Here is a 24,489-nt window from a genome sequence, read left to right on the forward strand (position 1 = left end):
TTCTGTCATTCCACTGCCTGTCCTGACGCTCTGCGTCAAGGCAGGAATTAAGTCTTTATCGGTCAGTTATTCTGACCTATAATCGTTCCAGAGCCTTCGGGCATTGGAGGAGATGCAGGATGAGCAAGCAAGAATTCTCGCTAGCCGACCGTTTCGATCTGTCGAAATCCCAGGTATTGCTGAACGGAACGCAGGCACTTGTCAGGCTTATGCTTATGCAGGCGGCACGCGACCAAGCGGCCGGATTGAATACGGCTGGCTATGTGACAGGTTATCGCGGCAGCCCGCTGGGCGGTGTCGATTTGCAAATGATGCGCGAGGCAAAGCGCCTGAGCGAGGCGAATGTCCTGTTCCAGCCGGGTTTGAACGAAGATCTTGCCGCGACGGCAATCTGGGGCAGTCAGCAGGCCGAATTGCGGGGCGAGGGCAAATATGACGGGGTTTATGCCCTGTGGTACGGCAAGGGGCCGGGCATAGACCGAAGCGGCGATGTGATGCGCCATGCGAATATGGCGGGATCCTCGGCAAAGGGTGGTGTCGTCATGGCGATGGGCGACGACCATACCGGCGAAAGCTCGACCGTGCTGCATCAATCTGACTGGGCGATGATCGACGCCTATATTCCGGTGCTGTCGCCCGCGGGCGTGCAGGAAATTCTGGATTACGGGCTGTATGGTTTCGCATTGTCGCGCTTTGCAGGCGTCTGGACCGGCCTCAAGACGATGAAGGACACGGTCGAGGCGACGGCGGTGGTGAATGGCGATCCGCACCGGCTGACATTCGTGACGCCCGATTTCCAGATGCCCGATGGCGGGCTGAATATCCGGCTGGGCGATACTCCGGTGCTGCAAGAAGCCCGGATGATCGATCACAAGCGCTGGGCGGCGGAGGCATTCAGCCGCGCCAACCGCATCGACCGCAAGATTTGGGGCAAGCCGGGGGCGAAGATCGGCTTTGTCGCGGCAGGCAAGAACTGGCTGGATCTGGTGCATGCGCTGTCGCTTCTGGGGATCGACGAGACCGAGGCAGAGCGGCTTGGGATCACCACTTACAAGGTTGGACAAACCTGGCCTCTGGACATGAGGTCCATGCAGGAGTGGTCTGAGAATCTTGAGTTAATCGTTTGCGTCGAGGAAAAGCGCAAGCTGATCGAGGTGCAGCTTAAGGAAGCGATATTCGACAATCGTCGCGGCCGCCGGGTGCATGGCTGGAAACATGATCGCACGGGCGAAGAGCTGTTTCCCACGCGCTATGCGCTTGATCCGGTGATGATCGCGCAGAAGATCGGCGACATCCTGATCGAAGAGGGCCGCGGGACCGAGCATATAAAGGCAGGTCTGACCCGCCTGACCGAGGTTTTGCGTAGCGACAATGCTCCTGAAATCGCGACGCGGACGCCTTGGTATTGCTCGGGCTGCCCGCATAACAGCTCCACCCGCTTGCCCGAAGGCAGCCGCGCCTATGCGGGGATCGGCTGTCACTATATGGTGCAGTGGATGGGCCGCGAAACCGAGGGCTTCACCCATATGGGCGGCGAAGGTGTGAACTGGGTCGGAGAAGCCCCGTTCAGTAAAAGACTCCATGTATTTCAAAATCTTGGAGATGGAACCTATAATCATTCCGGGGTTCTGGCGATCCGCGCGGCTTTGGCTGCCGGAACCAATGTCACCTATAAGATCCTGTATAATGATGCCGTTGCCATGACTGGCGGCCAGCCGAATGAGGGCGGATTGTCTGCGCCCCAGATCGCCCGTGAACTCAGGGCGATGGGAGTCGATCCGGTGGTCGCTGTCTATGACGAGAAAGAGGATGTCGACCGCACGCAGTTTCCTTCGGGCATGCGGTTCGAGGAACGCGCCGAAATGATGAATGTGCAGCGCGAACTGGAAAGCGCGCAGGGCGTCAGTGCCATTCTTTACATCCAGACCTGTGCCGCTGAAAAGCGCCGCCGCCGCAAGAAGGGAAGTTTCCCCGATCCGGATCTGCGGATCTGGATCAATCCCGAGGTGTGCGAGGGATGCGGCGATTGCGGCGTGCAGTCGAACTGCGTCTCGGTGGTTCCTCTGGATACCGAACTGGGACGCAAGCGGCAGATCGACCAGTCAAGCTGCAACAAGGATTATTCCTGCGTGAACGGTTTCTGTCCCAGCTTTGTCTCGGTTCGGGGCGGCAAGCTGAAAAAGCCGAAACCCGAAGCGTTCGAAATTCCCGATCTGCCGGCGCCGGACCTGCCGGTGATCGATGGCACGCATAACGTCGTTATCACCGGTGTTGGCGGCACAGGCGTTGTGACCATTGGCGCGGTACTTGCTCAGGCGGCGCATATCGAGGGCAAGGGCGCGGGCATGATGGAGATGGCGGGGCTGGCCCAAAAGGGCGGCGCGGTTCACATCCATCTGCGGTTGGCCGAGAAACCGGAAGATATCAGTGCCATCCGGGTGGCCGTGGGCGAGGCGGATTGCGTCGTCGGTGGCGATCTGGTCGTGACCGCGGGGTCCAAAACCATCGGGCTGATGACCGGAGGCCGCACCGGCGCGGTGGTGAACGATCACGAGATCATCACCGGCGATTTCACCCGGTTCCGTGATTTTCAGGTCCCTTCCGACCGGCTGAAATTGTCGCTTCGGGCGCGTCTGGGCGATAATCTGGCATTTTTCGACGCGAATGAGCTGGCATTGCGGCTTCTGGGTGACTCGATCTATTCCAACATGCTGGTTCTGGGGGCCTGCTGGCAGCGCGGATTGCTGCCTCTGACCCGGGAGGCGATTATGGAGGCGATCCGGCTGAACGGTGCCAAGGTCGCCGAAAACCAGCGTGCCTTCGAGATCGGGCGCTGGGCGGCAGTATTCCCGGAGCAGTTAAGGAAACCTGCAGAAGTCACTGAACTACCTGCAGAACCTGTGGATTACCGCGCGGCGCGTCTGGTGGAATATCAGGGGCAGGCTTTGGCGAATAAATTCCGCAAACTGGTTAATTCCGCACCCGCTCCGCTTCGGGAATCCGTCGCAAGAGGCTACTATAAGCTTCTGTCTTACAAGGATGAATATGAAGTTGCGCGTCTGCATCTGAGCAGTGCCGAACAGATCGCCCAATCATGGGAGGGCGATACGAAACTGTCCTTCCATCTGGCGCCGCCGATGCTGCCGGGCAAGGATGCCGAAGGACGGCCGAAGAAACGTGAATTCGGGCCCTGGATACTCAAGGCGTTCCGGGCGCTGGCAGCCATGAAAACACTGCGCGGCACGCCTTTCGACCCGTTCGGCTATTTTCCGGAGCGGCGGCGCGAGCGTGCGATGATCCGCGAATACGAACGCGACATGCGCGAGGTTCTGGACAAGGTGACCGACGCGACCATGCCGGTCGCCATTGAACTGGCGGAATTGCCGCTGAGCGTGCGCGGCTACGGCCCTGTCAAGGATCGCGCGGCGGATGAGGCCGCCTTGCGCCGGGAAGAGCTTCTTGCCCAGTTCCGCTCGGGCGAGGCGCCGATACGGCAGGCGGCGGAATAACCGGCTGGCCTCGGGTTGCGCACAAAGATGTGTGGAGGCGCGAAATCTGCGGGCGTGTTTTCGGCGGTGATTGCAGGCTCGCGGGCTCCAGATCCGCCCACCTCATTCATTTGTGTCATTTTCAATTCCGGCCTGTACGCCTAAAACAATATCACATGCGGGATAAGGAGCGGCGACATGGCGGTGGGGGTTTTCGATTCGGGACTTGGCGGGCTGACGGTTCATCAGGCCATCGCCGCGAAACTGCCCGATCTGCCGCTGGCCTATCTGGGCGACAATGCCCATACGCCTTACGGTGTCCGGACCGCGGACGACATTTTCAACCTGACCTGTGCGGGCGTCGAACGTCTGTGGCAGGAAGGCTGCGATCTGGTCATCCTTGCCTGCAATACCGCCAGCGCCGCCGCCCTTCGCCGCATGCAGGAAACATGGCTGCCTGCGGACAAGCGGGTGCTGGGGGTCTTCGTGCCCATGATCGAGGCCCTGACAGAGCGGGGCTGGGGCGACAATTCGCCGCCGCGCGAAGTCCGGGTCAAGCATGTGGCGTTGTTCGCCACGCCTGCGACCGTGGCAAGCCGGGCTTTTCAGCGGGAACTGGCCTTTCGCGCCGTCGGCGTCGATGTCGAGGCGCAGCCCTGTGCCGGGATCGTTGACGCGATCGAACAGGGTGATGAAATTCTGGCCGAGGCGCTTGTGGCCAGCCATGTCGAGGCGCTTTTGCGCCGTATGCCGCAGCCCGAAGCCGCAATCCTTGGCTGCACCCATTATCCGCTGGTGGAACCGGTGTTTCGCCGCGCTTTGGGGCCTGATGTGGCGGTCTACAGCCAGCCGGGGCTGGTCGCGGACAGTCTGGCGGATTATCTGGAGCGCAGGCCGGAATTTCTGGGCGAGGGAACCCGGTCGCGGTTTCTGACCACCGGCGATCCCGAGCGCGTATCCGGCAAGGCAGTCCAGTTCCTGCGTTGCCCGATCCGCTTCGAATCCGCCTGTAAAGAACCAGCATGAGGGGCGCGATATGGCCGGTTTGAAATCACTGAAGAAGCGCCGCCGGATTCAGATCCTGCTGGCCGCAGCCGTCGCCCTTGCTGTCTCTGCGGTTCTGATCGGCTATGGTTTCCGCGACGGGATCAATCTTTACCGCTCTCCCACGCAGCTCAGCGAAAGCGCGGTTTCGCCGGATGAATATTTCCAGCTTGGCGGATTGGTAAAGGAAGGCTCGGTGGTGAATGGCGACGGCGTGGCCTTTGATTTCGTGATTACCGATGGTCTGGTGGAAATTCCGGTCAGCTATGTTGGCAATGATCCCCGGCCGGATCTGTTCAGCGAAGGGCAGGGTACGATCGCCAAGGGGCATTATCGCGAAGGCCGCTTCGAGGCGCGGGATCTGCTGGCCAAACATGACGAGACCTATATGCCGCGTGAAGTGGTCGATACGCTGAAGGCAAGCGGCGTTTATCAGGAGCCGGAAAGCTGAGCCCGCTCCGCCGTTATTTCCAGCGCCGGTGAACCCAGAACCACTGCTCCATATGACGGCGCACCAGCGCCTCTAGATCGTCATTCAGGGCCTGCATCATTACTGCGGGCTCGTCATGTTCGACCGGCTCTCCGACATGGACGCGGAATGACAGCCCGTCCGGCTGGCGGATGCCATGCACCGGAAGGATCAACGCGTTGTAACGGATCGCCAGTTCGGCGGGGGTCAGGACGGTTCTGCTGGGCAGGTCGAAAAATTGCAATTCGGGCGCATGCCGGTCGAACTGGTCATATCCCAATGCCAGCCAGCCGCCCCCCTTCAGAAAGCGCAGCATCGCCGCAAGCCCCGCGCGTCCGCGTGGGAAAAGCGGCTCGGCGATGGCGGTGATTGCGGGAATGTAATGGCGGTTGAAGGCCTCGTTGTTCATCGGCCTGTACAGCGCTCCCACGGGCCAGCCCCGCGCCGACAGCGCAGTGCGCATGGCGTCGTAATTGCCGAAATGCGCGCAGGCGATGATGACGGGACGCCCGGATGCGAAAGCGGCCTCCAGCTCGGGCAGGCCCGGCCCCTCCAGCGGATCGGATGAGCGGATACGGTCTGTGAATTCATGTCCCGAATAGATCTCGGCGACGGATCGGCCGGCATTGTTCGGCACCGCGCGAACTACGTCCTCGACCTCCTCGCGGGTCAGATCGGGGCGGGCCAGCGCCAGATTGTCGCGGATCCGCCGCCGCCATCCGGCCACCGGGGCGAGGAGATTCGAAAACAGCCAGCCCAGCGCCGGGATGCGCCGTTCATAGGGCAGCAGCCTCGCGACGCTCATCACCGCCACGAAGGCGGCATTCGCCAGCCGGTCGCCAAGTGGAAGTTTCTCGCCGTCGCTCATTGATCCTTTCGCGCCCCGCGATATTCGCGCGACCATACATAAAGACCTGCGCCAACGATAATCGCAGCGCCAAGAATGGTCCAGCGGTCGGGGAACTGTCCAAAGAACAGGATGCCCCATAATCCGGCCCAGATCAGACCGGTATATCCGAACGGTGCCAGCACGCCCGCTTCGCCGGTCGAGAAGGCCCGGACCAGAAGCCACTGGCTCAGCGTGCCGAAAAATGCCAGCAGCAGGACGATCCACCAATGCGCCGGATCGATGGGCTGCCAGACGAAGGGCACGAATAACGTGGTGACAGCCGTTCCGAATGCTGCAGACCACATGACCGAGGTTTCCACGGAATCGCTTCGCACCATCCGCGTCAGCAAGGCTCCCGCCGCAAAGGTAAATGTGCCGGCAAGCGGCAGCAGGGCGGCGGGCTGGAAGACGCCCAGACCGGGGCGGATGATGATCAACGCACCGATCATCGCGGCAGCGATCCCGGCCAGCCGGCGGGGGCCGATCTTCTCACCCAGAAACAGCGCCGCTCCCAGCGTGATCAGCACCGGGTTCATATCCATGATCGCGGTGGCTTCGGCCAGCCCGATGAATTGCAGCGATGTGAAGAACAGTCCCACCGAGGCAAGCTGCGACAGGGCTCTCCCGACCTGCAAACCTGGCTGTTTCGTTCTTAACAGCCCAAATATCCGCCCGCGGAAGATTGCGGCGAAGATCAGCAGATTGCCGGCAAAACGCACCCAGATCACCTGTCCCGGATGATAATGCTGTGTCAGGAACTTTGCGGTCGCATCCATCAGCGTGAAGCCAAGGATCGCGGCAAGCAGCAGCAGGATCGCCGAGGCGTTGCTGTCGCGGACCGGCCGCAGCCCGTCTCGTTCGCGCCCCATCAAGGCGAATGCCCGCGCCAGCACCTGCATCAGAACGCCATGCAAACAGCCGAGCAAATGCCCGGCTGCTTCTTCTTCATGAAAATATCCCCGCCGGAGGCAAGAATCTTTTTCACAACAATGACCTGACGCGCTCGGTCACGGCCTCTGCGGTAATCCCGAACTCCTTGTAAAGCGCGGGTGCCGGAGCCGAGGCGCCAAAGCCCTCCATCCCCACGAATGCCGATTTCGCCTCGTTGCCCCGCTCGCCCAGAAGCAGCCACTCCCAGGGTTGGCGGATGGCGGCCTCGACGGCGACGCGCACGGTATTGCCGGGCAGGACCTCTGCACGATATTCCCTGGATTGCGCACGGAACAGCTCCATCGAGGGAACCGAGACGACGCGCGTCGGCGTGCCTTCCGCCTCGAGTGTCTCGCGTGCGGCGACCGCGATCTCGACTTCCGAGCCGGTTGCCATCAGCACCACAGCGGGTTTGCCTCCGGTGGCCTCGCGCAGGATATAGGCGCCCTTGCGGGACAGGTTCTCATCTGAATGGCTGGTCCGAAGCGTCGGCAGGTTCTGCCGCGACAGGGCCATGACCGCAGGCGTGCCGCTTTCTGACAGGGCGATTTCCCAGGCTTCCGCTGTCTCGACCTGATCACAGGGGCGCAGCGTCAGCGTATTCGGCGTGGCGCGGCAGATGGCCAGATGCTCGACCGGCTGATGCGTCGGCCCGTCCTCTCCCAGACCGATTGAATCGTGGGTCATCACATAGACGACCGGTAGCCCCATCAGTGCCGAAAGCCGCATCGCGCCGCGCGCGTAATCGGTGAAGGTCAGGAAGGTGCCGCCATAGGGCCGGAAGCCGCCATGCAGCCAGATCCCGTTCATCGCGGCCGCCATGCCATGTTCGCGGATACCGTAATGGATATACCGGCCCGTGCGGTTCTCAGGGCCGAATATGCCCATTTCCGGCGTCAGGGTATTGTTCGAACCGGTCAGATCGGCCGAGCCGCCGAAATTCTCGGCCATCAGCGGGTTAAGCGCGGCCAGAACATTCTCGCTGGCCTTCCGGGTGGCGAGCTTGGGCTGTTCCTCTGAGGTCTGCTGTTTCACCAGCGCGACGGTTTTCGCCAGTTCCGGATGCGTATCATTGCTGATACGGCGGGCAAATTCGTCGCGGCTATCGGCGCTCAGCACATCAACCCGCGATTGCCATTCCTTGCGGATAGTTTCGCCACGCGCGCCGATCTCATGCCAGCTTTGCGCGATATCGCCGGGAATTTCGAATGGTGTCGTGTCGTCCCAGCCGTAACCCTTGCGGGTGGCGGCGATTTCGTCCGCACCCAGAGGCGAACCATGCGCTTTCGAGGAATCCGCCTTGTTCGGCGCGCCGAAACCGATGATCGTCTTGCAGGAGACCAGAACCGGGCGGCCGTCTTCCTGCGCGGCTTCGGTCAGGGCGCGGTCGATATCCGCCGCGTCATGGCCATCGCATTCCAGCACCCGCCAGCCCGCAGCGGCAAAGCGCGCCATCTGGTCGGTCTTGTCCGACAGGCTGACGCGCCCGTCGATGGTGATATCGTTATTGTCCCAAAGGACGATCAGGCGGCCAAGCTGCTGATTTCCGGCCAGACCCACGGCCTCATGGCTGATCCCCTCCATCAGGCAGCCGTCGCCGGCGATGACCCATGTCCGGTGATCGCAAAGATCCGCGCCGAATTCCGCCCGCATCGCCTCTTCGGCCATGGCCATGCCCACGGCGGTCGCGATGCCTTGCCCAAGCGGGCCGGTGGTCGTCTCGATGCCTTCGGCATGACCGTATTCCGGATGGCCTGCGGTAATCGAGCCAAGCTGCCGGAAATTTTTGATCTGACCGATCGTCATCTGCTTGTAACCGGTCAGGTGCAGCAATGCGTAAAGCAGCATCGAGCCATGCCCTGCGGACAGCACGAAACGGTCGCGGTCGAACCAGTTCGGCGCCGAGGCGTCGAATTTCAGATGTTTGCGGAACAGGACCGTGGCCACATCGGCCATGCCCATCGGCATGCCGGGATGGCCGGAATTGGCGGCCTCGACGGCATCCATCGCCAGAATGCGGATTGCGCTGGCCAGTTTCCAGTGATCGGGGTCGGCATTGCGGCGGGTTTCAATATCCATGACGTTCCCTTGGGTCAGAATGGGTTCGGGCACTTGTTAGGGTTAACGTGTTCCGGTTGCAAGGCGGCAGGTCCTCTTCTCATGCTGCGGTGTCGCGGTCCCGGGCCGCGCCGGCGATAAGCTGCTCCAGCATGGTTTCGAACCGTTCGGCGTCGGGTCCCAGTTCGGCATGAAGCCTGGCTTGAAATGCATCCGCGATTTCTCCCAGCCGCTGCATCAGGTCCTGTCCCTTCGGCGTCAGCTCGAGCGAGATGAGGCGACGATCCTGCATATGTCCGGATTTGCGAAGATGTCCGGCCTGTTCCAGCCGGGCGGCGGCGCGACTGACGATGGATTTATCAAGATTCACCCTGGCATGAATGTCGCGTATGCTGACCTGTCCTTCATTGGCCAGATGCGCCATGACCCGCCATTCGGGAATGGATATCCCCGTCTCTTCCTGATGCAGGGCGGCGAAGCGGCGGCTGATCAGGGTGGCGGCGACATTCAGTCGATAGGGCAGGAACTCATCCAGCATGAAGGGCATTACGGTCTCCTTTGCCAGCAGAACAGCAAAGAGCGGTTGCGGTTGCAACGGGAATAAGGCGCAGCCGGAGGTGAAACCCGGTTATCTTTGCCGGAACAGGTCATCGCTCCAGTACCAGCAGGTCGCCTTCGAAACTGATGCGGGCGAAGCGCTTCAGATAAGACATGCCCAGAAGCGAGTCGCTTAGCGCGCCGTCATTGACCGATGCGCGAATATCGGAATCGGTGATGTCGCCGATCCGGAATTCCCTGATCGTGACCGGGGCTGTCCGCACCACGCCGTTTGCCGTGCTGGCCCGGCCCCGATAGTCCAGACGGTCGGGATCGATGCCGATCTTGCGGGTGTCTTCGCGGGTCAGCACCATCATCGATGCACCAGTGTCGATCATGAACTCGACCGGCACGCCATTCGCTTCGGCGGTCAGGTAGAAATGGCCATCCGGGCTGGCCGGTATCTCAATTCGCCCGCCTTCCAGAAAGCGCGGCTCGCTTTGCCGGCTGAACCAGAGATTGGCGGCAAAGGCCACTCCGGCGAAGATGACCACCCAAAGCGCAAGCTGCCGGACGGCCTGACCCCCGCGCCCCGAGAATTCAACGATCAACGCGCCGCCAAGCAGCATCAGAAGCGTGACGCTGTAAGCGATACTTGCCCAGTCATCGGCGAACATCAGAACAGCCCCGATCCCTGAAGCCCGTCGATCACGAACTGGATCGACAGGGCGGCCAGCAGCATTCCCAGCAACCGCGTGACCACCATCGTGCCGGTGCGTCCAAGCGCGCGGGCCAGCGGCGTGGCAAGGTGGAACAGCGCCAATGCGATGACCAGCACCGCCAGCATGGTCAGATGAACCATCACGACATGCAGGACGCCGGAATCCTGTCCGACCAGCAGGATCATGGTTGCCAGCGAGCCGGGACCGGCCAGCAGTGGCGTCGCCAGCGGAAAGACCGACGGGTCGTTTTCGGCATCCTCGTCCTTGCCCTGACCTTCGCGCCTTGCGGTCCGGCGTTCGAACAGCATGTCAAGCGCGGTCAGGAACAGCAATATGCCGCCCGCGATGCGGAATGCGGGCAGCGAGATCCCGATCCCGTTCAGGATTGCCTGACCTGCCAGCCCGAACAATGTCAGCAGGATCGCCGAGATCGCCACCGCCCTTCGCCCGATTCGCGCCCGATCGGCGGCGGACATTCCCGGCGTGAGCGCGATGAAGACCGGTGTCAGCCCCACCGGGTCGATGACCACGAAAAGTGTGACGAAAGCGGTGATGTAAAGCGAAATCTCCATGCTTCCTTATTACCGCTATGCCAATCCCTGCCAAGTAGGACCGATCACGCAATCGGGCTTTGCAATCCCCTGACAGAGTCCCTAAATGTGGCACGCGGGCGTCAGGCCCCGCACAAGGGAGATCGCAATGCTGAACAATATCGGCCTTCCCGGCCTTCTTCTGATCGCTGTCGTGGTGCTGGTTCTGTTCGGGCGCGGCAAGATTTCGTCGCTGATGGGCGAGGTCGGCAAGGGCATTACCGCCTTCAAGAAAGGCGTGAAAGACGGCACCGAAGAGATTGAGAAAGCCGCCGATGACGGTAGTCATGACGGGCAGGGCATGCCGGGTGAGCGTGCCAAGGACGTGACGCCCGATCACAGCGACAACCGTAGCTGAGGCGAAGGACGGCGATGCTGGACGTCGGCTGGAGTGAGCTTTTGCTGATCGGGGTCGTTGCCCTGATCGTGGTCGGCCCCAAGGATCTGCCGCATCTGTTCCATGCGCTGGGACGCTTTACCGCCCGCGCACGCAGTATGGCGCGTGAGTTTTCCTCGGCTATGGAAGAGGCCGCCAAGAGTTCCGGCATCGATGAGGCGACAGATTCGATCAAGGATCTCAAGTCACTGACATCGAAGAAATCGCTGGGTCTGGATGCTTTGGACCGCGCGGCGGAACGGTTCGAGAAATGGGAGCCCAATCGCCCGAATAACAAGATTCGCCGGGATCCCGACGCGCCTCCGCCTCCTGCGCAAACCGGTCAGGACGAGCCCGCGCCGGATAAACCCGAACCAGACAAGATCACGTCAAGGCCGGCAAATGAAGCGTCCGGCGGCACGGCAGACACCGGCAAGCGACGCCTTCATGCGGTGCGCCGGTCGGATACGAAAGACGACTGAATTGGCCACGAAACCCCGCAACGACGAAGACGAGATCGATGACAGCTCGGCCCCGCTGATCGAGCATCTGGCCGAATTGCGAACCCGGATCATCTGGTCGCTTCTGGCCTTCGTCGTCATGATGGTGCTGTGCTACACCGTCTGGCAGCCGATCTATAATTTCCTGACCCAGCCGATCTGTCATGCCCTGGCCGGGCGTGGGCAGGATTGCCAATTGCAGATCATCAAGCTGCAAGAGGGTTTCTTCACCGCCATCAATATCTCGTTCTTTGGCGGTTTCGCCCTGGCATTCCCGATCATCGGCTATCAACTATGGCGTTTCGTCGCCCCCGGACTGTATCGCAGCGAAAAAGGCGCTTTCCTGCCCTTTCTGATCGCCTCGCCGGTGATGTTCGCGATCGGCGCGGCATTCGCCTATTACGTCATTCTGCCGATGGCCTATGATTTCTTCCTTGGCTTCCAGCAGGGACCCGTGGTCGCCACCTCTGAAGAGGCGACGGAAACCCGAAGGGTCGCTGGCATCGCATTTCAGGGCTCGATGCAGGAATATCTCAGCCTGACATTGAAATTCCTGATGGCTTTCGGTCTCAGCTTCCAGCTTCCGGTGCTGCTGACCTTGATGGGCAAGGCCGGGCTGGTTTCCAGCGAGGGGCTGGGATCGGTGCGAAAATATGCCGTTGTCGCCATTCTGATCCTTGCCGCAATCGCCACGCCGCCGGATGTCGTTTCGCAGGTGGTGCTGTTCGCCGTGGTCTACGGGCTTTACGAAATCTCGATCCAGCTTGTCCGACGGATCGAGAAGCGGCGCGAGGCTGACTTGAAGGCACAGGGGCTGTGGGTCGAGGATGAGGAATGAAGGATATGAACGACACAGCGCTTGAGCGTATCGCCGCCGCATTGGAACGACTGGCGCCGGTGCCCTATCCCGCACCGCGCTTTACGGAAGCTGCCGCCTATGTCTGGCATCCCGACCCGGACCGCCTTGAACCTGTCGAGACGGTCAACCGCGTCGATCTGGTGCAATTGATCGGCATCGACCGGGCCAAGGACATCCTGCTGGCGAATACAATGCAATTCGCCAGGGGTTATGGTGCGAATAACGCGCTGCTCTGGGGCGCGCGCGGCATGGGAAAATCCTCGTTGGTGAAGGCGGTTCATGCCGAGGCCGTCGCGCAGGGGCTGCCGCTGGTGCTGGTCGAGATTGCCCGCGAGGATCTGGGATCGGTCGGGCGGCTTCTGGCCATTCTGGGCAACGCGAAGGACCGGCGTTTCCTGCTGTTCTCGGACGATCTGTCCTTCAGCCATGACGATACGCAATACAAATCGCTCAAGGCGGTGCTGGATGGCGGGATCAGCGGGCGACCCGCGAATGTGATCCTTTACGCCACCTCGAACCGCCGCCATCTGATGCCGCGCGACATGATCGACAATGAACGCTCGACCGCGATCCATCCGGGCGAAGCTGTCGAGGAAAAGGTTTCGCTGTCTGACCGGTTCGGCCTGTGGCTTGGTTTCCACCCGTGTTCGCAGGATGAATATCTGGCCATGGTGCAGGGCTACTGTGATGCCTATGATCTTCGCATCGGGGCCGAGGAATTGCGCGCCGAGGCGGTGGAATGGCAGGCCACGCGCGGCGGACGCTCGGGCCGGGTGGCATGGCAGTTCTTTACCGATCTGGCCGGGCGGCATGGGGTTGCGCTTTAATCCCGCCTGACGCATTTTGGCGTCCGTGCAGGCCGAACCACCTGGAAGCGTGGCAAATGGCTTGCGTCACTGACCCCGGCCGGGTTTCATATTCGCCATGACCCTGCGCAGCCCCACCCATATCCTGACCGGTACCCGTATCCGTGAACGCCGGCTTGCACTGCGGCGAAGGCAGGCGGATATTGCCCGGGTTGCCGGTATTTCGCCTGCCTATCTGAACCTGATCGAGCATAATCGCCGTCCGGTGGGCGACAGGCTGGTTGCGCGTCTTGCCGAGGCGCTGGAGGTTCCGGCTGCTGAACTGACCGCTGGCCGCGAAGAGGCGCGGATCGCGGCACTGCGCGAAGCTGCGGCGCGGGCGCCCTCGACGGGCGAACTCGCACCCGAACTCGAGCAGGCGGCCGAGATTCTGGCGCGGTTTCCGGGCTGGTCCGCGACATTGATCGCCACGGCGCGGCGTTCCGATGCGCTTGAACGGCAATTGATCAACCTGTCTGACCGGATGACGCAGGATCCCTATCTGCTGACCAATCTGCACGAGGTGCTTTCGGCCGTGACATCCCTGCGCTCTACCGCCACGATTCTTGCGGAAGAGGGCGACGTGCCCGAAGAATGGCGGCATCGGTTCCATGCCAATCTGGCCGAGGACAGTTTGCGCCTGTCCACCACGGCGCAAGCTCTGGTGGCCTATCTGGATGGTTTCGAGACCGAAGGCGGGATTTTCACCCCGCAAGAGGAGGTCGAGGCATGGATGGCTGCAGGTACGCCGCCGATTGACAAGGCTACCGATCTTGCCTCGGATGCCGCGCGTGCGCTGGCACGGGATCATCTGGTGCGAATGGAGGATGAGCGGGCTGCGCTGCCGGATGCGGCATTGGCTGCGGCGTCGGAAGAAGGCGATCCGCTGCGCATCGCCACGCGGATGCGGGCCCCGCTGGATCTGGTGATGCGACGGCTGGCGGCACTGCGACCGCCGGGCTTCGAAGAGGCAGGGCTGCTGGTCTGCGACGGCTCGGGGACGTTGACCTTGCGCCGTCCCGCGCCGGGCTTTCCGCTGCCGCGCCCCGGCGATGCCTGTCCGCTATGGCCGCTTTATCAGGCACTGGCAGCACCACAGACCGCGATCAGTGCGCAGGTGGAGACGCCGCAACAGCACCGGTTCAGCACCATCAGCTATGCCACGCGCAGTCAGCCCGAAGGCGCGTTCGGGCCGGTGTTGACCCGGGCGCAGATGCTGATCCTACCTGTCGAGAAAGCTGCGAACGGGCCTGCTCCGGTGATCCGGATTGGTGCCTCTTGCCGGATCTGTCCGCGCATGGAATGCCCGGCCCGTCGCGAGCCGTCTATTCTTTCTCCGGCCCCGGCGGTACAGGGGCCATGATCGGGACCTTTATATGCGGGAGATATCGGCCGTACCGGAAACTGGTTCTTTGACAGAGGGCTCGGTTATTGCAAACTAAGCGGTAAAGCCGATGGAGGAGGCGGCGCTAATCTGATGATACCCGACATCCTGATGATCGAGGACGAGCCGAATATCGCCGAGGCCGTGCGCTTTATCCTGACGCGCGAGGGATGGAGTCTGGCACTGCATGACGATGGACGGGGCGGGATGGCGGCGATCAGAAACCTGCGCCCGCGTCTGGTGATACTTGACCTCATGCTGCCCAACCGTTCCGGTGCCGAGATCCTGTCGGAATTGCGGGCCGAAAGCGACCGGTCATTGGCCGGAACGCCGGTGCTGATGCTGACCGCCCGTGGTCAACCGGCAGAGGCCGCAGCACAGGCTGATGCTGTGATGCTGAAGCCCTTCGCGAATGACATGCTATGCGCGCAAGTCAGGCGAATGCTGGAATGAACGCGATCCGGAGCAATCATGCCTGAACGTCCACTTTTCCTCGAACGCGCCTCGTTCAGGCGCAGGCGGCTGGGAGATGCAGCGCGGGTTTTACCGGTGCTGGCGGCGATTGCCATGCTGTTACCGGTCTGGTGGCTGCCAAAGGCGTTCAGCTTTGCCACCGGGATGCTTGCGCTGTTCGGCTTCTGGGCGGTGCTGATTCTGTCCGTCAGGCTGCTGCATCGCGCCCTGATCCGTGCCGATGCCGCGGCACTTGCGGAAACCGCCGTGCTGGGCGATGCGCCCGGGACGGATGATGCAACTGTCAGGAATGACCGCGATGCCCTTTGAGGCGTTGGTCGCAGGATGCCTTGCCTATGTGGCGCTGCTGTTCGGCGTGGCCTTTGCGGCCGATCGGGCAGCGCAACGCGGCCATGTCCGCTGGCTCGACCATCCGGCGGTCTATACGCTGTCCTTGTCGGTCTATTGTTCGGCCTGGACCTTTTACGGTGCGGTTGGATATGCCAGCCGTTCGGGTCTGGAATTCGCGACGATCTATATCGGCCCGACCATCGTGTTTACCGGCGCCTGGTGGGGACTGCGCAGGCTGGTGCGGGTTGCGCGGATGCATCATGTCACCTCTATTGCCGATCTGATTTCGGCGCGTTTCGGGAAATCGAACCCGCTGGCCGCCCTGATCACCCTGATCGCCGTCATTGCCGCTACGCCCTATATTGCGCTGCAACTGCAATCCGTCAGCCTGTCATTCGAAGTGTTCGCCACGCAATCCCCGAACGCGCCGAAGATAGGTGGAGGAACTGCCTTGTGGGTGGCCGCAGGGCTTGCGCTGTTTGCGATTCTGTTCGGCACCCGCAATCTGGATGCGGACGAACGGCATCATGGCGTCGTGACCGCCATCGCGCTTGAGGCGGTGGTCAAGCTGGTGGCGTTCCTGGCGCTTGGGATATTTGTGGTCTGGGGGCTTGCGGATGGTCCCGGCGATATCGTCTCGCGGATCTCTTCGGCTGCCGCTGATCCAACGCGTGAAGGCTGGATATTGCGTCCGGATCGCTGGACCGCCCTGAATATCGTCTCGGCTGCGGCGGTGTTGACGCTTCCAAGGATGTTTCAGGTCATGGTCGTAGAGGCCGCCGATGAAGAGCGTCTGCATGTCGCCGGATGGGCTTTCCCCGCCTATCTCTTCGCGATGTCGCTTTTCGTGCTGCCTATCGCCGTGGTGGGGGCCGAGATATTGCCCGCGGGTGCCAATCCGGATCTGTATATGCTGACCTTGCCGCAAGCATCCGGACAGAACTTGCTGGCATTGCTGGTTTTTCTTGGCGGGTTCTCGGCTGCGACCTCGATGGTGGTGGTCAGTGCGATTGCATTGGCGACGATGATCTCGAACCATTGGTTGACGCCGCTCTGGCTGTTTTTGCGCCGCCGCCCGGCGGGTGATGATCCCGAGGATCTGCGCGGATTCGTGTTGAACGCGCGAAGGCTTGCCATCGTGGCCGTGGCAGGCGCGGGCTGGGTCTATCATCAGGCCTCGGGCGGGGCGACGGCCTTGGCGGCGATGGGGCTGGTTGCCTTTACCGGTATGGCGCAGGTCCTGCCTGCGATGCTGGGCGGGCTGTTGTGGCGTGGCGCGAACCGGATGGGCGCATATGCGGGAGTCGGTATCGGGTTTGCTCTTTGGCTTGCATTGATATTCCTGCCCTCGATCGGCATCGGCTCCGCGCTGGTTCCAGGGCCAGAGGTCGATCCTTTGACTTTCGCGATCTTTCTGTCGCTTGCCTGCAATACCCTGGCATTCATCAGCCTTTCGATCTTCGGCTTTCCCGATCCTGTCGAAAGGCTGCAGGGGCTGTCATTCGTCAATACTGTCCAGCCGTTCAGCCATTCCCGGCACACACGTGCTGATGATCGCGCCGAACCGCTTCTGGCGATGGCGCGCAGGGTCTGGGGCGCGGATGCCGCCCTGCATTATTTCCGGTCCCGCGCGGCGGCGCAGGGGAAATCGGGCTATCTGCCCGATCTGACGCCCGACTTCCTGACCGGGCTTGAACGGCGTCTTGCCGGCTCGGTCGGGGCGGCAACGGCGCATGCGATGATCGAAAGAGTGGCTGGCGGGATGTCTCTGACCGTTTCGGATCTGATGGAGGTCGCAGACGAGGCCCAGCGCGCCAAGGAAGAGGCGCAGCGGTTGGAGACCGCCAGCGCGGAACTTGAACGGATCGCAAGGCAATTGCGTGAGGCGAATGACAAGCTGACGGCGCTTTCCGTGCAGAAGGACGCCTTTCTGGGGCAGATCAGCCATGAATTGCGCACGCCGATGACCTCGGTCAGAGCATTTTCGGAAATTCTGAGCACACCCGATCTCTCTGATGCGGAGCGCATGCGATTTGCCGGGATCATTCATAACGAGGCGGAGCGGCTGACCCGGCTTCTGGACGATCTGCTGGATCTTTCGGTTCTTGAAAGCGGCAATGCGCAGATTGCCGTTTCGGGCGCCAATCTGCATGATCTGATCAGCCGGGCGCTCTCGGCCACGTCGGCGATTCGGCCCGAGCGGGTCTTTACGATCGATCGTGACATTCCGTCCGAACATCAGGGGGTCATCACCGATTCCGACCGGTTGCTGCAGGTGCTGATCAATGTGATCGGCAATGCCCGGAAATATTGCGATGCCGAGCGACCCGAACTGAAGATCCGGGTTGACCGGCGCACGAGGAATGGCCCGCAGATCGATATCAGCGATAACGGCTCGGGTATCGATATTGCCCGCCAGTCGTTGATTTTCGAGAAATTCGCCCGGTTGAACGAGCCTTCGCGGGCAGGCGGGGCAGGTCTGGGGCTTGCGATCTGCCGTGAAATCATGACCGCTTTGGGCGGGGATATCAGCTATCTGCCGGGGCAGGGCGGCGCGGCGTTCCGCATCACCTTGCCGAAAAGACCGCCTACGACGGCTCGAGCGAAGAAATCCTAACTTTTTGTCAATCCTTTGCTGTCAGAAACGAGCTGCAAAATGGTCGCTTCGGCGTGACGGCAAAGACGGAAACGGCATCATGGACGGGCAGGATCGCGAAAACAGCGGGGGCGTTTTGCAGCAGTTGCTGCTGGCCCGGAACCACAGCAAGGCCGCGCATGGGCGGGTTCCGCAATTGCCGTTATTGCCCGAACAAACTCCTGCCCAGGCCGCTGCCACGGCAATCGGACGCACGGCAGAAACACTTTATCATCTGCCCGTACAAACGGAATCCGTCACATTGAACGGCGCTTCTCTGGCCGAAATCCCGGAACTGCTGCCCGAGGGGGCCTTGCTGATGATCCTGCAAGGCAAGGGTGAGGAAACCGGAGTCATGGCGCTATGCCGGCAAGCCGTCGCCGCCCTGATCGAAATGCAGACCTGCGTCCGTGTCACCGCCCGCCCCGTCCCGAACCGAAAACTGACCCGGGGCGATGCACTGATGTGCGCGGAGTTTGCCAATTCGCTGCTTGCCGAACTTGCCACCGAACTGGGCGGGCTGGACGGTTATTCGGACTGGGGCGATTTCCGTTATGCCACTTTCCTTGACGATCCGCGGCCACTTCAGCTGATTCTCGATGATGGGCTTTTCCGTGGTCTGACCTGCCGTCTGGCCTTCGGGCAGGATCAGGTCAGGCAATCGACGATTTTTCTTGCGCTGCCACGTGCTGCATCTCAGCCGGTCACTCCCCCCGATCCCGAACCGGTCGCGGAGCCGCGCTCGGGGCGTTCGCTGCAAAGCCTGTCTGGTCGCGGTGCCGATCTCGTTTCCTCCGATCTCGTTGACAGCGTGCGGAATGTACCGGTTGATCTTTTTGCCGTGCTTTGCCGCCGCAAGATCACGCTGGGGGAACTGCGGTCTCTGACGGAGGGAGCGATCATCAGCCTTCCCCGTGTCACACTGTCGGATGTGACATTGGAACTGATATCGGGAGAGATCCTGGCCAGGGGCAAGCTGGGCGAGGCAGAAGGTTATCACGCCATCCGCCTGCATGATCCGGCAGCAATTGCGGATGATATGGCCGGATCTTCATCCATCCTTCCCGGTGTTGAGCCCATGTCCGAACTCATGCCCGAGGCGATCAGTGCGGCATTGCCAGTGGATCTGGATGCTCCGAATATATTCCTTGCGGATTCCGGCGAAGATCAGGAACGCGATATGGAAGAGATCGCTCCGATGAATACCGGTTGAAACGGATGATTGGCTTGCGGCCCGAATGTGATGCATTGTCCGATGCCGCGTTGGGTAAAATCGCATCGCCGAAGATGACCATATAAGGTTTGTCCGGAAGGACCGGCGGCAGGAATAAACTGCCTTGAATCCTGTTTTGCCGGTCGCAGAGCGCTTTTTCCTTGAATTTCTTGCTTATTGGACGCATCTAACGCTGGCCCCGAATCTTGCGGGGTGCTCAATACGGAGTGATCATGGCCAAGGAAGAAATGCTCGAATTCCCCGGCGTCGTGAAGGAACTCCTGCCTAATGCGACGTTCAAGGTCGAGCTGGAAAACGGCCATGAGATCATTGCGCATATGGCGGGCAAGATGCGGAAGAACCGCATCCGTGTTCTGGCCGGCGACCGGGTTCAGGTGGAAATGAACACCTATGACCTGACCAAGGGGCGGATCAATTACCGCTTCAAGTAAAGCCGTGCCGCCGCGGTTCATCCTTGGATCTTCCAGTCCGCGACGGTTGGAGTTGCTGGCCCAGATCGGGCTGTCCCCGGACGAGGTGCGGCCAGCAGATATCGATGAAACGCCCGCGATAGGGGAATCGCCCCGCGATTACGTTGCGCGTATGGCACGCGAAAAGGCCGAGGCTTTGTCTTTGGCCGAAGGCGAAGCCGCGTTGACCGCTGACACCACCGTTGCGGTTGGCAGGCGGATTTTGGGCAAGCCCGCCGACCGGGACGAAGCGGCGGCTTTCATGCGTCTGATGTCGGGCCGCAGGCATCGTGTCCTGACCGCCATTGCCCTTCGATATGGCGGGCATACAAGATTGCGGCAGGTTCAGACATTGGTGCGGATGCGGCCTATCGACGAGGCCATGCTTAAACGCTATCTCGATTTCGGAGATTGGCAGGGTAAGGCGGGCGCCTATGCGATTCAGGGCGCTGCGGCCGGATTCATCCCCTGGATTCAAGGATCGTTCTCGGCCGTTGTGGGTTTGCCGCTTTCCGAGACGGCGGCGATGCTGGCCGCTATCGATATTCACGGAGATGCAAGATGAAGGGCCGGCAAATCGTGCTGGGGCATTTTCAGGGTAATGAAGCTGCCGCATTGATGCAGGACGGACGGCTGATCGATCTGTTTCTTGACCCCGGCCCGCAGGTGACGCTTGCGCCGGGGATGATTTGCCGCGGCGTGACAGAACGTCTGATGAAGGGGCAGGGCGGGGCATTCGTCCGCTTGCCCGACGGGCAACGAGGCTATCTGCGCGACAGATCCGGGCTGGGCGAAGGGAAGCCGGTTCTGGTCCAGATCGGCGGCGTTGCCGAGGAGGGCAAGGCAATTCCCCTCTCCACGCGGCTGATGTTCCGGGGGCGCTACGGTCTGGTGACGCCTGCCGCGCCCGGCATCAATATCTCTCGCCGCATTCTTGACAGCAATCTGCGTGAGGAACTGCTTTTACAAGGGCAGGCGTTATTGGGCGCACGTACCCATGGGCTGATCATCCGTAGCGCTTCGGCCCGCGCCGGGGCCGAGGATATCGCCGCGGATCTTGTTCCATTGATCGCATTGGCCGACCGGATTACCGCCGAAATCGATGGACCTCCGGAAGCCCTGCTGGATGCCGCTTCGCCATGGGAGCAGGCCTGGACGGAATGGGCCGATCCCGAACCCGATGCGATCGACGAAGGCGCGGACAGTTTTGATCGCTGTGGTGTCAGCGATGCGATCGATGCGCTTTTGTCCACGCATGTTCACCTGCCATTGGGCGCGCATGCGGTGGTCGAGCCGACCCATGCCCTGATCGCGATTGATGTGAATACCGGCAGCGATACAAGTCCTGCGGCGGCGCTCAAGGCCAATATCGCGTTGGCGCGCGATCTTCCCCGTCAGCTCAGGCTGCGCGGTCTTGGCGGGCAGGTGGTGGTGGATTTCGCTCCGGTTCCCAAACGCGACCGAGCGGTGCTTGATCAGGTGCTGCGGGCGGCTTTCAAGGGGGAAGGAACCGAAACCACATTGATCGGTTGGACCAAGATGGGCCTATATGAAATCAGCCGCAAGCGTGATCGGGCGCCCCTGACCCGGCTTATCGGGAGGGGCTGATGGCCTGTCCGATCTGCTCCAAGGAAAGCACCCCCAGATATCGCCCCTTCTGTTCGAAACGATGCGCGGATGTCGACCTGGCACGCTGGCTGCGGGGTGAATATACCATTCCCGGCCCGCCTTTGGATGATGTGCCTTCCGGGGATGACGAGAAGGAGTGATTTTTCTGTCGTTGGGGGCTGGACAGTTCCGTTCCGCGCCCGTAAACACCGCGTCACGCCCGCCGTCTGACAGGACGCGCAGCGGCCCGGATAGCTCAGTTGGTAGAGCAGCGGACTGAAAATCCGCGTGTCGGTGGTTCGAATCCGCCTCCGGGCACCATTCAATTTTCTGAAAAATAACCGGTATTTGCCGTGCGCTGTAAAGGCCGGTTCGCTGGCATGTTTCCGGGCTGCATGGCCGCTGGCGCAGCGCTGTATGATCTGGCAAATCTTCCTGTCATTTTGCCATCCGGTCAGCGGCGGCTGACAAGCGCCGGCTGCATGCCGCGAAAGATATTAAGTCTTGCAATCGTCCCATGATTCGGGGTCTTTGGTTAACCGAAAGTGGTCGATATCGTCAGCGTGATGCGGAGGCTCCGGGTGGCGTGAGCGGGTCGATCCGGAAGCAGTGAATTATCCGGCGAAGGGGGCTGGAAAATGAACGCACCTTTCAAGCAAAACCAGCGTACTGGCCGTCTGATAACAGTACTTGGGCCCGATGAACTCGTTTTGTTGCGCTTCAATGGCACGGATCGTCTTAACAATCTGTTCGAATATCAGGTCGAGGCACTGTCCGCCCGGGACGATCTGGATTTCGACGCCCTGATCGGTACTCATGCGACGGTTGAAATTGAAGCTCATGACAGCATGCGTCCCTTTGACGGGATCGTGACCAAGGCCAGATGGGTTGGCGTGGGTGAGAATGGCCACCGATATGATCTGACCTTGCGGCCGTGGTTCTGGCTGGCAGGCAAACGGCGCAACCAGCGGATTTTTCATAACAAGAGCGTGGATCAGATTCTTCAGGAACTGTTCATGGATTACGTGGTGGCAGGGGATGCCGCTTTCGAACTCAAACTGTCCGAAGTCTATCCGGTGCTGGAATATACGGTGCAGTACCGGGAGAGTGATCTGGATTTCGCACGCCGCCAGATGGAGCGTCACGGGATCAGTTTTCATTTCCGTCACGAAATGGGCAATCACGTCCTTGTGCTGACCGATGACGTGATTACGCATGAAAATATCGGGTCGCGGGAATTCAAGCGCTATGACGGGCATCATCATGGCCAGGGCGAGCATTTCTGGGAATGGTCGCCCGAGCGAAACCTGACCACTGGGGCGGTCAGGCTGATCGATTACAATTTCAAGGCGCCGACGGCGACGATGGAATCCGATCATCTCGGGGATGCCAAATATGCATTCGGCCAGCTTGAAAGCTATGAGTATCCCGGCGATTTCGCGGATCAGGATCAAGGCAAGGCGGTTGCTCGCCTGCGGACCAGGCAGGAGCGCGGGGGTGATTGGCGCAACCGCGCGGTGGGTGATTGCGTCAGTCTTGGCTCTGGTATGGTGCTTGAACTCACCGGCGAGCCGATCCCCGGTTCAAGTGAGCGGTATTTATGCCTGAGCGCCTCGCATAACTTCGTCAGCGAGGCTTATGGCTCGGGCGACGCGGGCAGCGACGGTTATGCCTTTACCGGTTCTTATACGCTGATGCCGGATACCGCGCCGATGGCGCCTCCGCGTCAGACTCCGGTGCCGATCGTGCAGGGGCCGCAAACTGCGGTCGTGGTCGGAGATGGCGAGATCGATTGCGATGATTTCGGCCGTATTCTGGTTCAGTTTCACTGGGATCTGGAAGGCGCGCGGTCGATGCGGTGCCGCGTGGCGCAGAATTGGGCCGGAAACGGGCTTGGCGGTGTGGTCATTCCGCGCATCGGCATGGAGGTCGTGGTCGATTTCATCGATGGCAGCCCCGATAAGCCGATCGTGACGGGCTGCGTGGTGAATGGCAAGAATGGCAATATCTACGGCTTGCCCGGCAGCAAGACGAAAAGCGGCTTCAAGACCAAGACACATGAAGGCTCGGGTTTCAACGAGCTCAGCTTTGAGGATGCCAATGGCGCCGAGCAGATCTTCATGCATGCCCAGAAGGATCTGGCGCGGGTCGTCAAGGACAACGAATCCACGGTGGTCGAAGGCGGAAACCGCAGCATCAATGTGCAGGCCGGTGACGAATTCAAATCAGTCGATAGCGGCAATCTTGCCGAGATCGTCGCATTGACCCGTTCGGTACAGGCCAATGTCGTCAGTGAAACCGCCGTGGCGGGCAAGGGCGGCCCGGGTGTCATCTCTTATTCAGCGGATGATGATATTGCGATGACGGCGAAGAAACTCGTCTCGGTCAATTCCGACAAGGACATGCAGCATATTGCGACGCTCAACATGGCGCTGGATGCGAAGGATATTGCCGCCGGTGCGAAGGAAACCATCACGATGAAGGCTGAAACCAGCATCACGCTTCAGGTCGGCGGCGGCACCATCTCCATGACCCAGGACGGGATCGTGCTGGATTTCAACGGTACTCGGGTGACCCTGGCGGAAGGCGTATTGGATCAGGTTTCGGGGATGATTCATCTCAACAAGGATTCGGCGGGCTGAATGTATCGCATCAACGAGGGCAGTATCGATCTGCCGAAAGACTGGCAGGACCGGACGATCAACGTTCTTGCATCGAATGCCGTGGGATCCGGCGTATCGCTGACAATCACCCGTGACGATATGCCATGGGGAATGGATTTCGGTGAATATGTCGAGGATCAGTCCAAGCAGGCCGCGACCGCGCTCAAGAATTTCGAGGTGCTGGACCGGCGTGAAGTTACCGTGAACAAGGCAGCGGCGATTGAATTGGAATGTCGCTGGACCTCCAGGCAGGGGCGCGTTCATCAACTGATCACGACCGTACAGGGGGCGAAGCGGCAGGTCATGGTGCTGACCGCCTCGGCAAATGACATCATGAGCGATGGACAGAAGAAAGAATTGCGCCGCATCGTCTCAACGCTGAAGCTGGACAGGGCCGGAGGCTAG

Annotated in this window: 24 protein-coding genes and 1 tRNA gene; 19 read left to right on the plus strand and 6 right to left on the minus strand. The window is 61.0% G+C overall.

Translation table 11 applies throughout. The features are described from left to right. The first annotated feature begins 119 nt into the window (after positions 1-119). The 3 genes from Q0601_RS01725 (at position 120) to ccmE (ending at position 4,983) form a co-directional block, all read left to right on the plus strand. Positions 120-3,509, plus strand: coding sequence for an indolepyruvate ferredoxin oxidoreductase family protein (locus Q0601_RS01725; RefSeq protein WP_305286451.1), 3,390 nt, complete (start codon positions 120-122; stop codon positions 3,507-3,509). Between the two features lie 177 nt (positions 3,510-3,686). Continuing rightward, positions 3,687-4,514: a glutamate racemase gene (locus Q0601_RS01730; protein WP_305286453.1), complete on the plus strand. Its 828-nt coding sequence runs from the start codon at positions 3,687-3,689 to the stop codon at positions 4,512-4,514. Between the two features lie 19 nt (positions 4,515-4,533). Further along, positions 4,534-4,983, plus strand: a complete 450-nt coding sequence (ccmE, locus tag Q0601_RS01735) for a cytochrome c maturation protein CcmE (RefSeq protein ID WP_305286729.1) — start codon at positions 4,534-4,536, stop codon at positions 4,981-4,983. 13 nt (positions 4,984-4,996) lie between these two features. Here ccmE and Q0601_RS01740 read toward each other — a convergent pair whose 3' ends face one another. From Q0601_RS01740 to Q0601_RS01765, 6 genes are all read right to left on the minus strand, one after another. Beyond that, the gene (locus tag Q0601_RS01740) at positions 4,997-5,869 is read right to left on the minus strand and encodes a lysophospholipid acyltransferase family protein (protein WP_305286455.1); all 873 of its coding nucleotides are present in this window, start codon (positions 5,867-5,869) and stop codon (positions 4,997-4,999) included. Beyond that, the gene (locus Q0601_RS01745; protein ID WP_305286457.1) at positions 5,866-6,816 is read right to left on the minus strand and encodes a DMT family transporter; all 951 of its coding nucleotides are present in this window, start codon (positions 6,814-6,816) and stop codon (positions 5,866-5,868) included. The genes Q0601_RS01740 and Q0601_RS01745 overlap by 4 nt, the downstream gene beginning before the upstream one ends. A gap of 55 nt (positions 6,817-6,871) precedes the next feature. Beyond that, positions 6,872-8,899 (minus strand): transketolase, encoded by a 2,028-nt coding sequence (gene tkt / locus Q0601_RS01750; protein WP_305286459.1) that lies wholly within the window; start codon positions 8,897-8,899, stop codon positions 6,872-6,874. Between the two features lie 79 nt (positions 8,900-8,978). Beyond that, complete coding sequence (locus Q0601_RS01755) at positions 8,979-9,425, minus strand: MarR family winged helix-turn-helix transcriptional regulator (RefSeq protein ID WP_305286461.1); 447 nt, start codon at positions 9,423-9,425, stop codon at positions 8,979-8,981. A 100-nt stretch (positions 9,426-9,525) separates the two neighbouring features. Beyond that, positions 9,526-10,092, minus strand: coding sequence for a retropepsin-like aspartic protease family protein (locus Q0601_RS01760; protein ID WP_305286463.1), 567 nt, complete (start codon positions 10,090-10,092; stop codon positions 9,526-9,528). Next, positions 10,092-10,709, minus strand: a complete 618-nt coding sequence (locus tag Q0601_RS01765) for a MarC family protein (protein WP_305286465.1) — start codon at positions 10,707-10,709, stop codon at positions 10,092-10,094. Before Q0601_RS01765 ends, Q0601_RS01760 begins: the two co-directional genes overlap by 1 nt. A gap of 127 nt (positions 10,710-10,836) precedes the next feature. Between Q0601_RS01765 and Q0601_RS01770 the strand changes: the two genes are divergently transcribed. From Q0601_RS01770 to Q0601_RS01845, 16 genes are all read left to right on the plus strand, one after another. Then, the gene (locus Q0601_RS01770) at positions 10,837-11,085 is read left to right on the plus strand and encodes a twin-arginine translocase TatA/TatE family subunit (protein WP_119748499.1); all 249 of its coding nucleotides are present in this window, start codon (positions 10,837-10,839) and stop codon (positions 11,083-11,085) included. A gap of 14 nt (positions 11,086-11,099) precedes the next feature. Continuing rightward, entirely contained in the window at positions 11,100-11,585 is a 486-nt protein-coding gene (tatB, locus tag Q0601_RS01775) for a Sec-independent protein translocase protein TatB (RefSeq protein ID WP_305286469.1), read from the plus strand. A gap of 1 nt (position 11,586) precedes the next feature. Further along, positions 11,587-12,441: a twin-arginine translocase subunit TatC gene (gene tatC / locus Q0601_RS01780; protein WP_305286471.1), complete on the plus strand. Its 855-nt coding sequence runs from the start codon at positions 11,587-11,589 to the stop codon at positions 12,439-12,441. 5 nt (positions 12,442-12,446) lie between these two features. Beyond that, a complete protein-coding gene (locus tag Q0601_RS01785) occupies positions 12,447-13,289 on the plus strand; it encodes an ATP-binding protein (RefSeq protein WP_305286731.1) in 843 nt (280 codons plus the stop codon). A 97-nt stretch (positions 13,290-13,386) separates the two neighbouring features. Further along, a complete protein-coding gene (locus tag Q0601_RS01790) occupies positions 13,387-14,670 on the plus strand; it encodes a short-chain fatty acyl-CoA regulator family protein (RefSeq protein WP_305286473.1) in 1,284 nt (427 codons plus the stop codon). Positions 14,671-14,784: 114 nt separating this feature from the next. Continuing rightward, complete coding sequence (locus Q0601_RS01795) at positions 14,785-15,144, plus strand: response regulator transcription factor (RefSeq protein ID WP_305286475.1); 360 nt, start codon at positions 14,785-14,787, stop codon at positions 15,142-15,144. 18 nt (positions 15,145-15,162) lie between these two features. Next, entirely contained in the window at positions 15,163-15,474 is a 312-nt protein-coding gene (locus Q0601_RS01800) for a hypothetical protein (protein WP_119748489.1), read from the plus strand. Continuing rightward, positions 15,464-18,112, plus strand: coding sequence for an ATP-binding protein (locus Q0601_RS01805; RefSeq protein WP_305286733.1), 2,649 nt, complete (start codon positions 15,464-15,466; stop codon positions 18,110-18,112). Before Q0601_RS01800 ends, Q0601_RS01805 begins: the two co-directional genes overlap by 11 nt. Positions 18,113-18,191: 79 nt before the next feature. Then, positions 18,192-19,343 (plus strand): FliM/FliN family flagellar motor C-terminal domain-containing protein, encoded by a 1,152-nt coding sequence (locus Q0601_RS01810; RefSeq protein ID WP_305286478.1) that lies wholly within the window; start codon positions 18,192-18,194, stop codon positions 19,341-19,343. Between the two features lie 233 nt (positions 19,344-19,576). Then, complete coding sequence (gene infA, locus Q0601_RS01815) at positions 19,577-19,795, plus strand: translation initiation factor IF-1 (RefSeq protein ID WP_055212580.1); 219 nt, start codon at positions 19,577-19,579, stop codon at positions 19,793-19,795. A 4-nt stretch (positions 19,796-19,799) separates the two neighbouring features. Beyond that, complete coding sequence (locus Q0601_RS01820; protein ID WP_305286491.1) at positions 19,800-20,378, plus strand: Maf family protein; 579 nt, start codon at positions 19,800-19,802, stop codon at positions 20,376-20,378. Then, on the plus strand, positions 20,375-21,421 hold the full coding sequence (locus Q0601_RS01825; protein WP_305286493.1) for a ribonuclease E/G: 1,047 nt from the start codon (positions 20,375-20,377) through the stop codon (positions 21,419-21,421). The genes Q0601_RS01820 and Q0601_RS01825 overlap by 4 nt, the downstream gene beginning before the upstream one ends. Beyond that, positions 21,421-21,582 (plus strand): DNA gyrase inhibitor YacG, encoded by a 162-nt coding sequence (locus Q0601_RS01830; RefSeq protein ID WP_305286495.1) that lies wholly within the window; start codon positions 21,421-21,423, stop codon positions 21,580-21,582. The genes Q0601_RS01825 and Q0601_RS01830 overlap by 1 nt, the downstream gene beginning before the upstream one ends. Positions 21,583-21,666: 84 nt before the next feature. Beyond that, positions 21,667-21,742: transfer RNA gene (locus tag Q0601_RS01835), tRNA-Phe, on the plus strand. 317 nt (positions 21,743-22,059) lie between these two features. Continuing rightward, positions 22,060-24,063 (plus strand): type VI secretion system Vgr family protein, encoded by a 2,004-nt coding sequence (locus tag Q0601_RS01840; RefSeq protein WP_305286497.1) that lies wholly within the window; start codon positions 22,060-22,062, stop codon positions 24,061-24,063. Then, positions 24,064-24,489, plus strand: coding sequence for a DUF1795 domain-containing protein (locus Q0601_RS01845; RefSeq protein ID WP_305286499.1), 426 nt, complete (start codon positions 24,064-24,066; stop codon positions 24,487-24,489).

It is taken from the genome of Paracoccus wurundjeri (assembly GCF_030678915.1).
Lineage (GTDB): Bacteria > Pseudomonadota > Alphaproteobacteria > Rhodobacterales > Rhodobacteraceae > Paracoccus > Paracoccus onubensis_A.

Coding starts and splice junctions, on each gene's coding strand:
- Q0601_RS01725 (WP_305286451.1), top strand. CDS start 120: ATGAGCAAGCAAGAATTCTCGCTAGCCGACCGTTTCGATCTGTCGAAA.
- Q0601_RS01730 (WP_305286453.1), top strand. CDS start 3,687: ATGGCGGTGGGGGTTTTCGATTCGGGACTTGGCGGGCTGACGGTTCAT.
- Q0601_RS01740 (WP_305286455.1), bottom strand. CDS start 5,869: ATGAGCGACGGCGAGAAACTTCCACTTGGCGACCGGCTGGCGAATGCC.
- tkt (WP_305286459.1), bottom strand. CDS start 8,899: ATGGATATTGAAACCCGCCGCAATGCCGACCCCGATCACTGGAAACTG.
- Q0601_RS01755 (WP_305286461.1), bottom strand. CDS start 9,425: ATGCCCTTCATGCTGGATGAGTTCCTGCCCTATCGACTGAATGTCGCC.
- Q0601_RS01760 (WP_305286463.1), bottom strand. CDS start 10,092: ATGTTCGCCGATGACTGGGCAAGTATCGCTTACAGCGTCACGCTTCTG.
- Q0601_RS01765 (WP_305286465.1), bottom strand. CDS start 10,709: ATGGAGATTTCGCTTTACATCACCGCTTTCGTCACACTTTTCGTGGTC.
- Q0601_RS01770 (WP_119748499.1), top strand. CDS start 10,837: ATGCTGAACAATATCGGCCTTCCCGGCCTTCTTCTGATCGCTGTCGTG.
- tatB (WP_305286469.1), top strand. CDS start 11,100: ATGCTGGACGTCGGCTGGAGTGAGCTTTTGCTGATCGGGGTCGTTGCC.
- Q0601_RS01785 (WP_305286731.1), top strand. CDS start 12,447: ATGAACGACACAGCGCTTGAGCGTATCGCCGCCGCATTGGAACGACTG.
- Q0601_RS01790 (WP_305286473.1), top strand. CDS start 13,387: ATGACCCTGCGCAGCCCCACCCATATCCTGACCGGTACCCGTATCCGT.
- Q0601_RS01795 (WP_305286475.1), top strand. CDS start 14,785: ATGATACCCGACATCCTGATGATCGAGGACGAGCCGAATATCGCCGAG.
- Q0601_RS01800 (WP_119748489.1), top strand. CDS start 15,163: ATGCCTGAACGTCCACTTTTCCTCGAACGCGCCTCGTTCAGGCGCAGG.
- Q0601_RS01805 (WP_305286733.1), top strand. CDS start 15,464: ATGCCCTTTGAGGCGTTGGTCGCAGGATGCCTTGCCTATGTGGCGCTG.
- Q0601_RS01810 (WP_305286478.1), top strand. CDS start 18,192: ATGGACGGGCAGGATCGCGAAAACAGCGGGGGCGTTTTGCAGCAGTTG.
- infA (WP_055212580.1), top strand. CDS start 19,577: ATGGCCAAGGAAGAAATGCTCGAATTCCCCGGCGTCGTGAAGGAACTC.
- Q0601_RS01825 (WP_305286493.1), top strand. CDS start 20,375: ATGAAGGGCCGGCAAATCGTGCTGGGGCATTTTCAGGGTAATGAAGCT.
- Q0601_RS01830 (WP_305286495.1), top strand. CDS start 21,421: ATGGCCTGTCCGATCTGCTCCAAGGAAAGCACCCCCAGATATCGCCCC.
- Q0601_RS01840 (WP_305286497.1), top strand. CDS start 22,060: ATGAACGCACCTTTCAAGCAAAACCAGCGTACTGGCCGTCTGATAACA.
- Q0601_RS01845 (WP_305286499.1), top strand. CDS start 24,064: ATGTATCGCATCAACGAGGGCAGTATCGATCTGCCGAAAGACTGGCAG.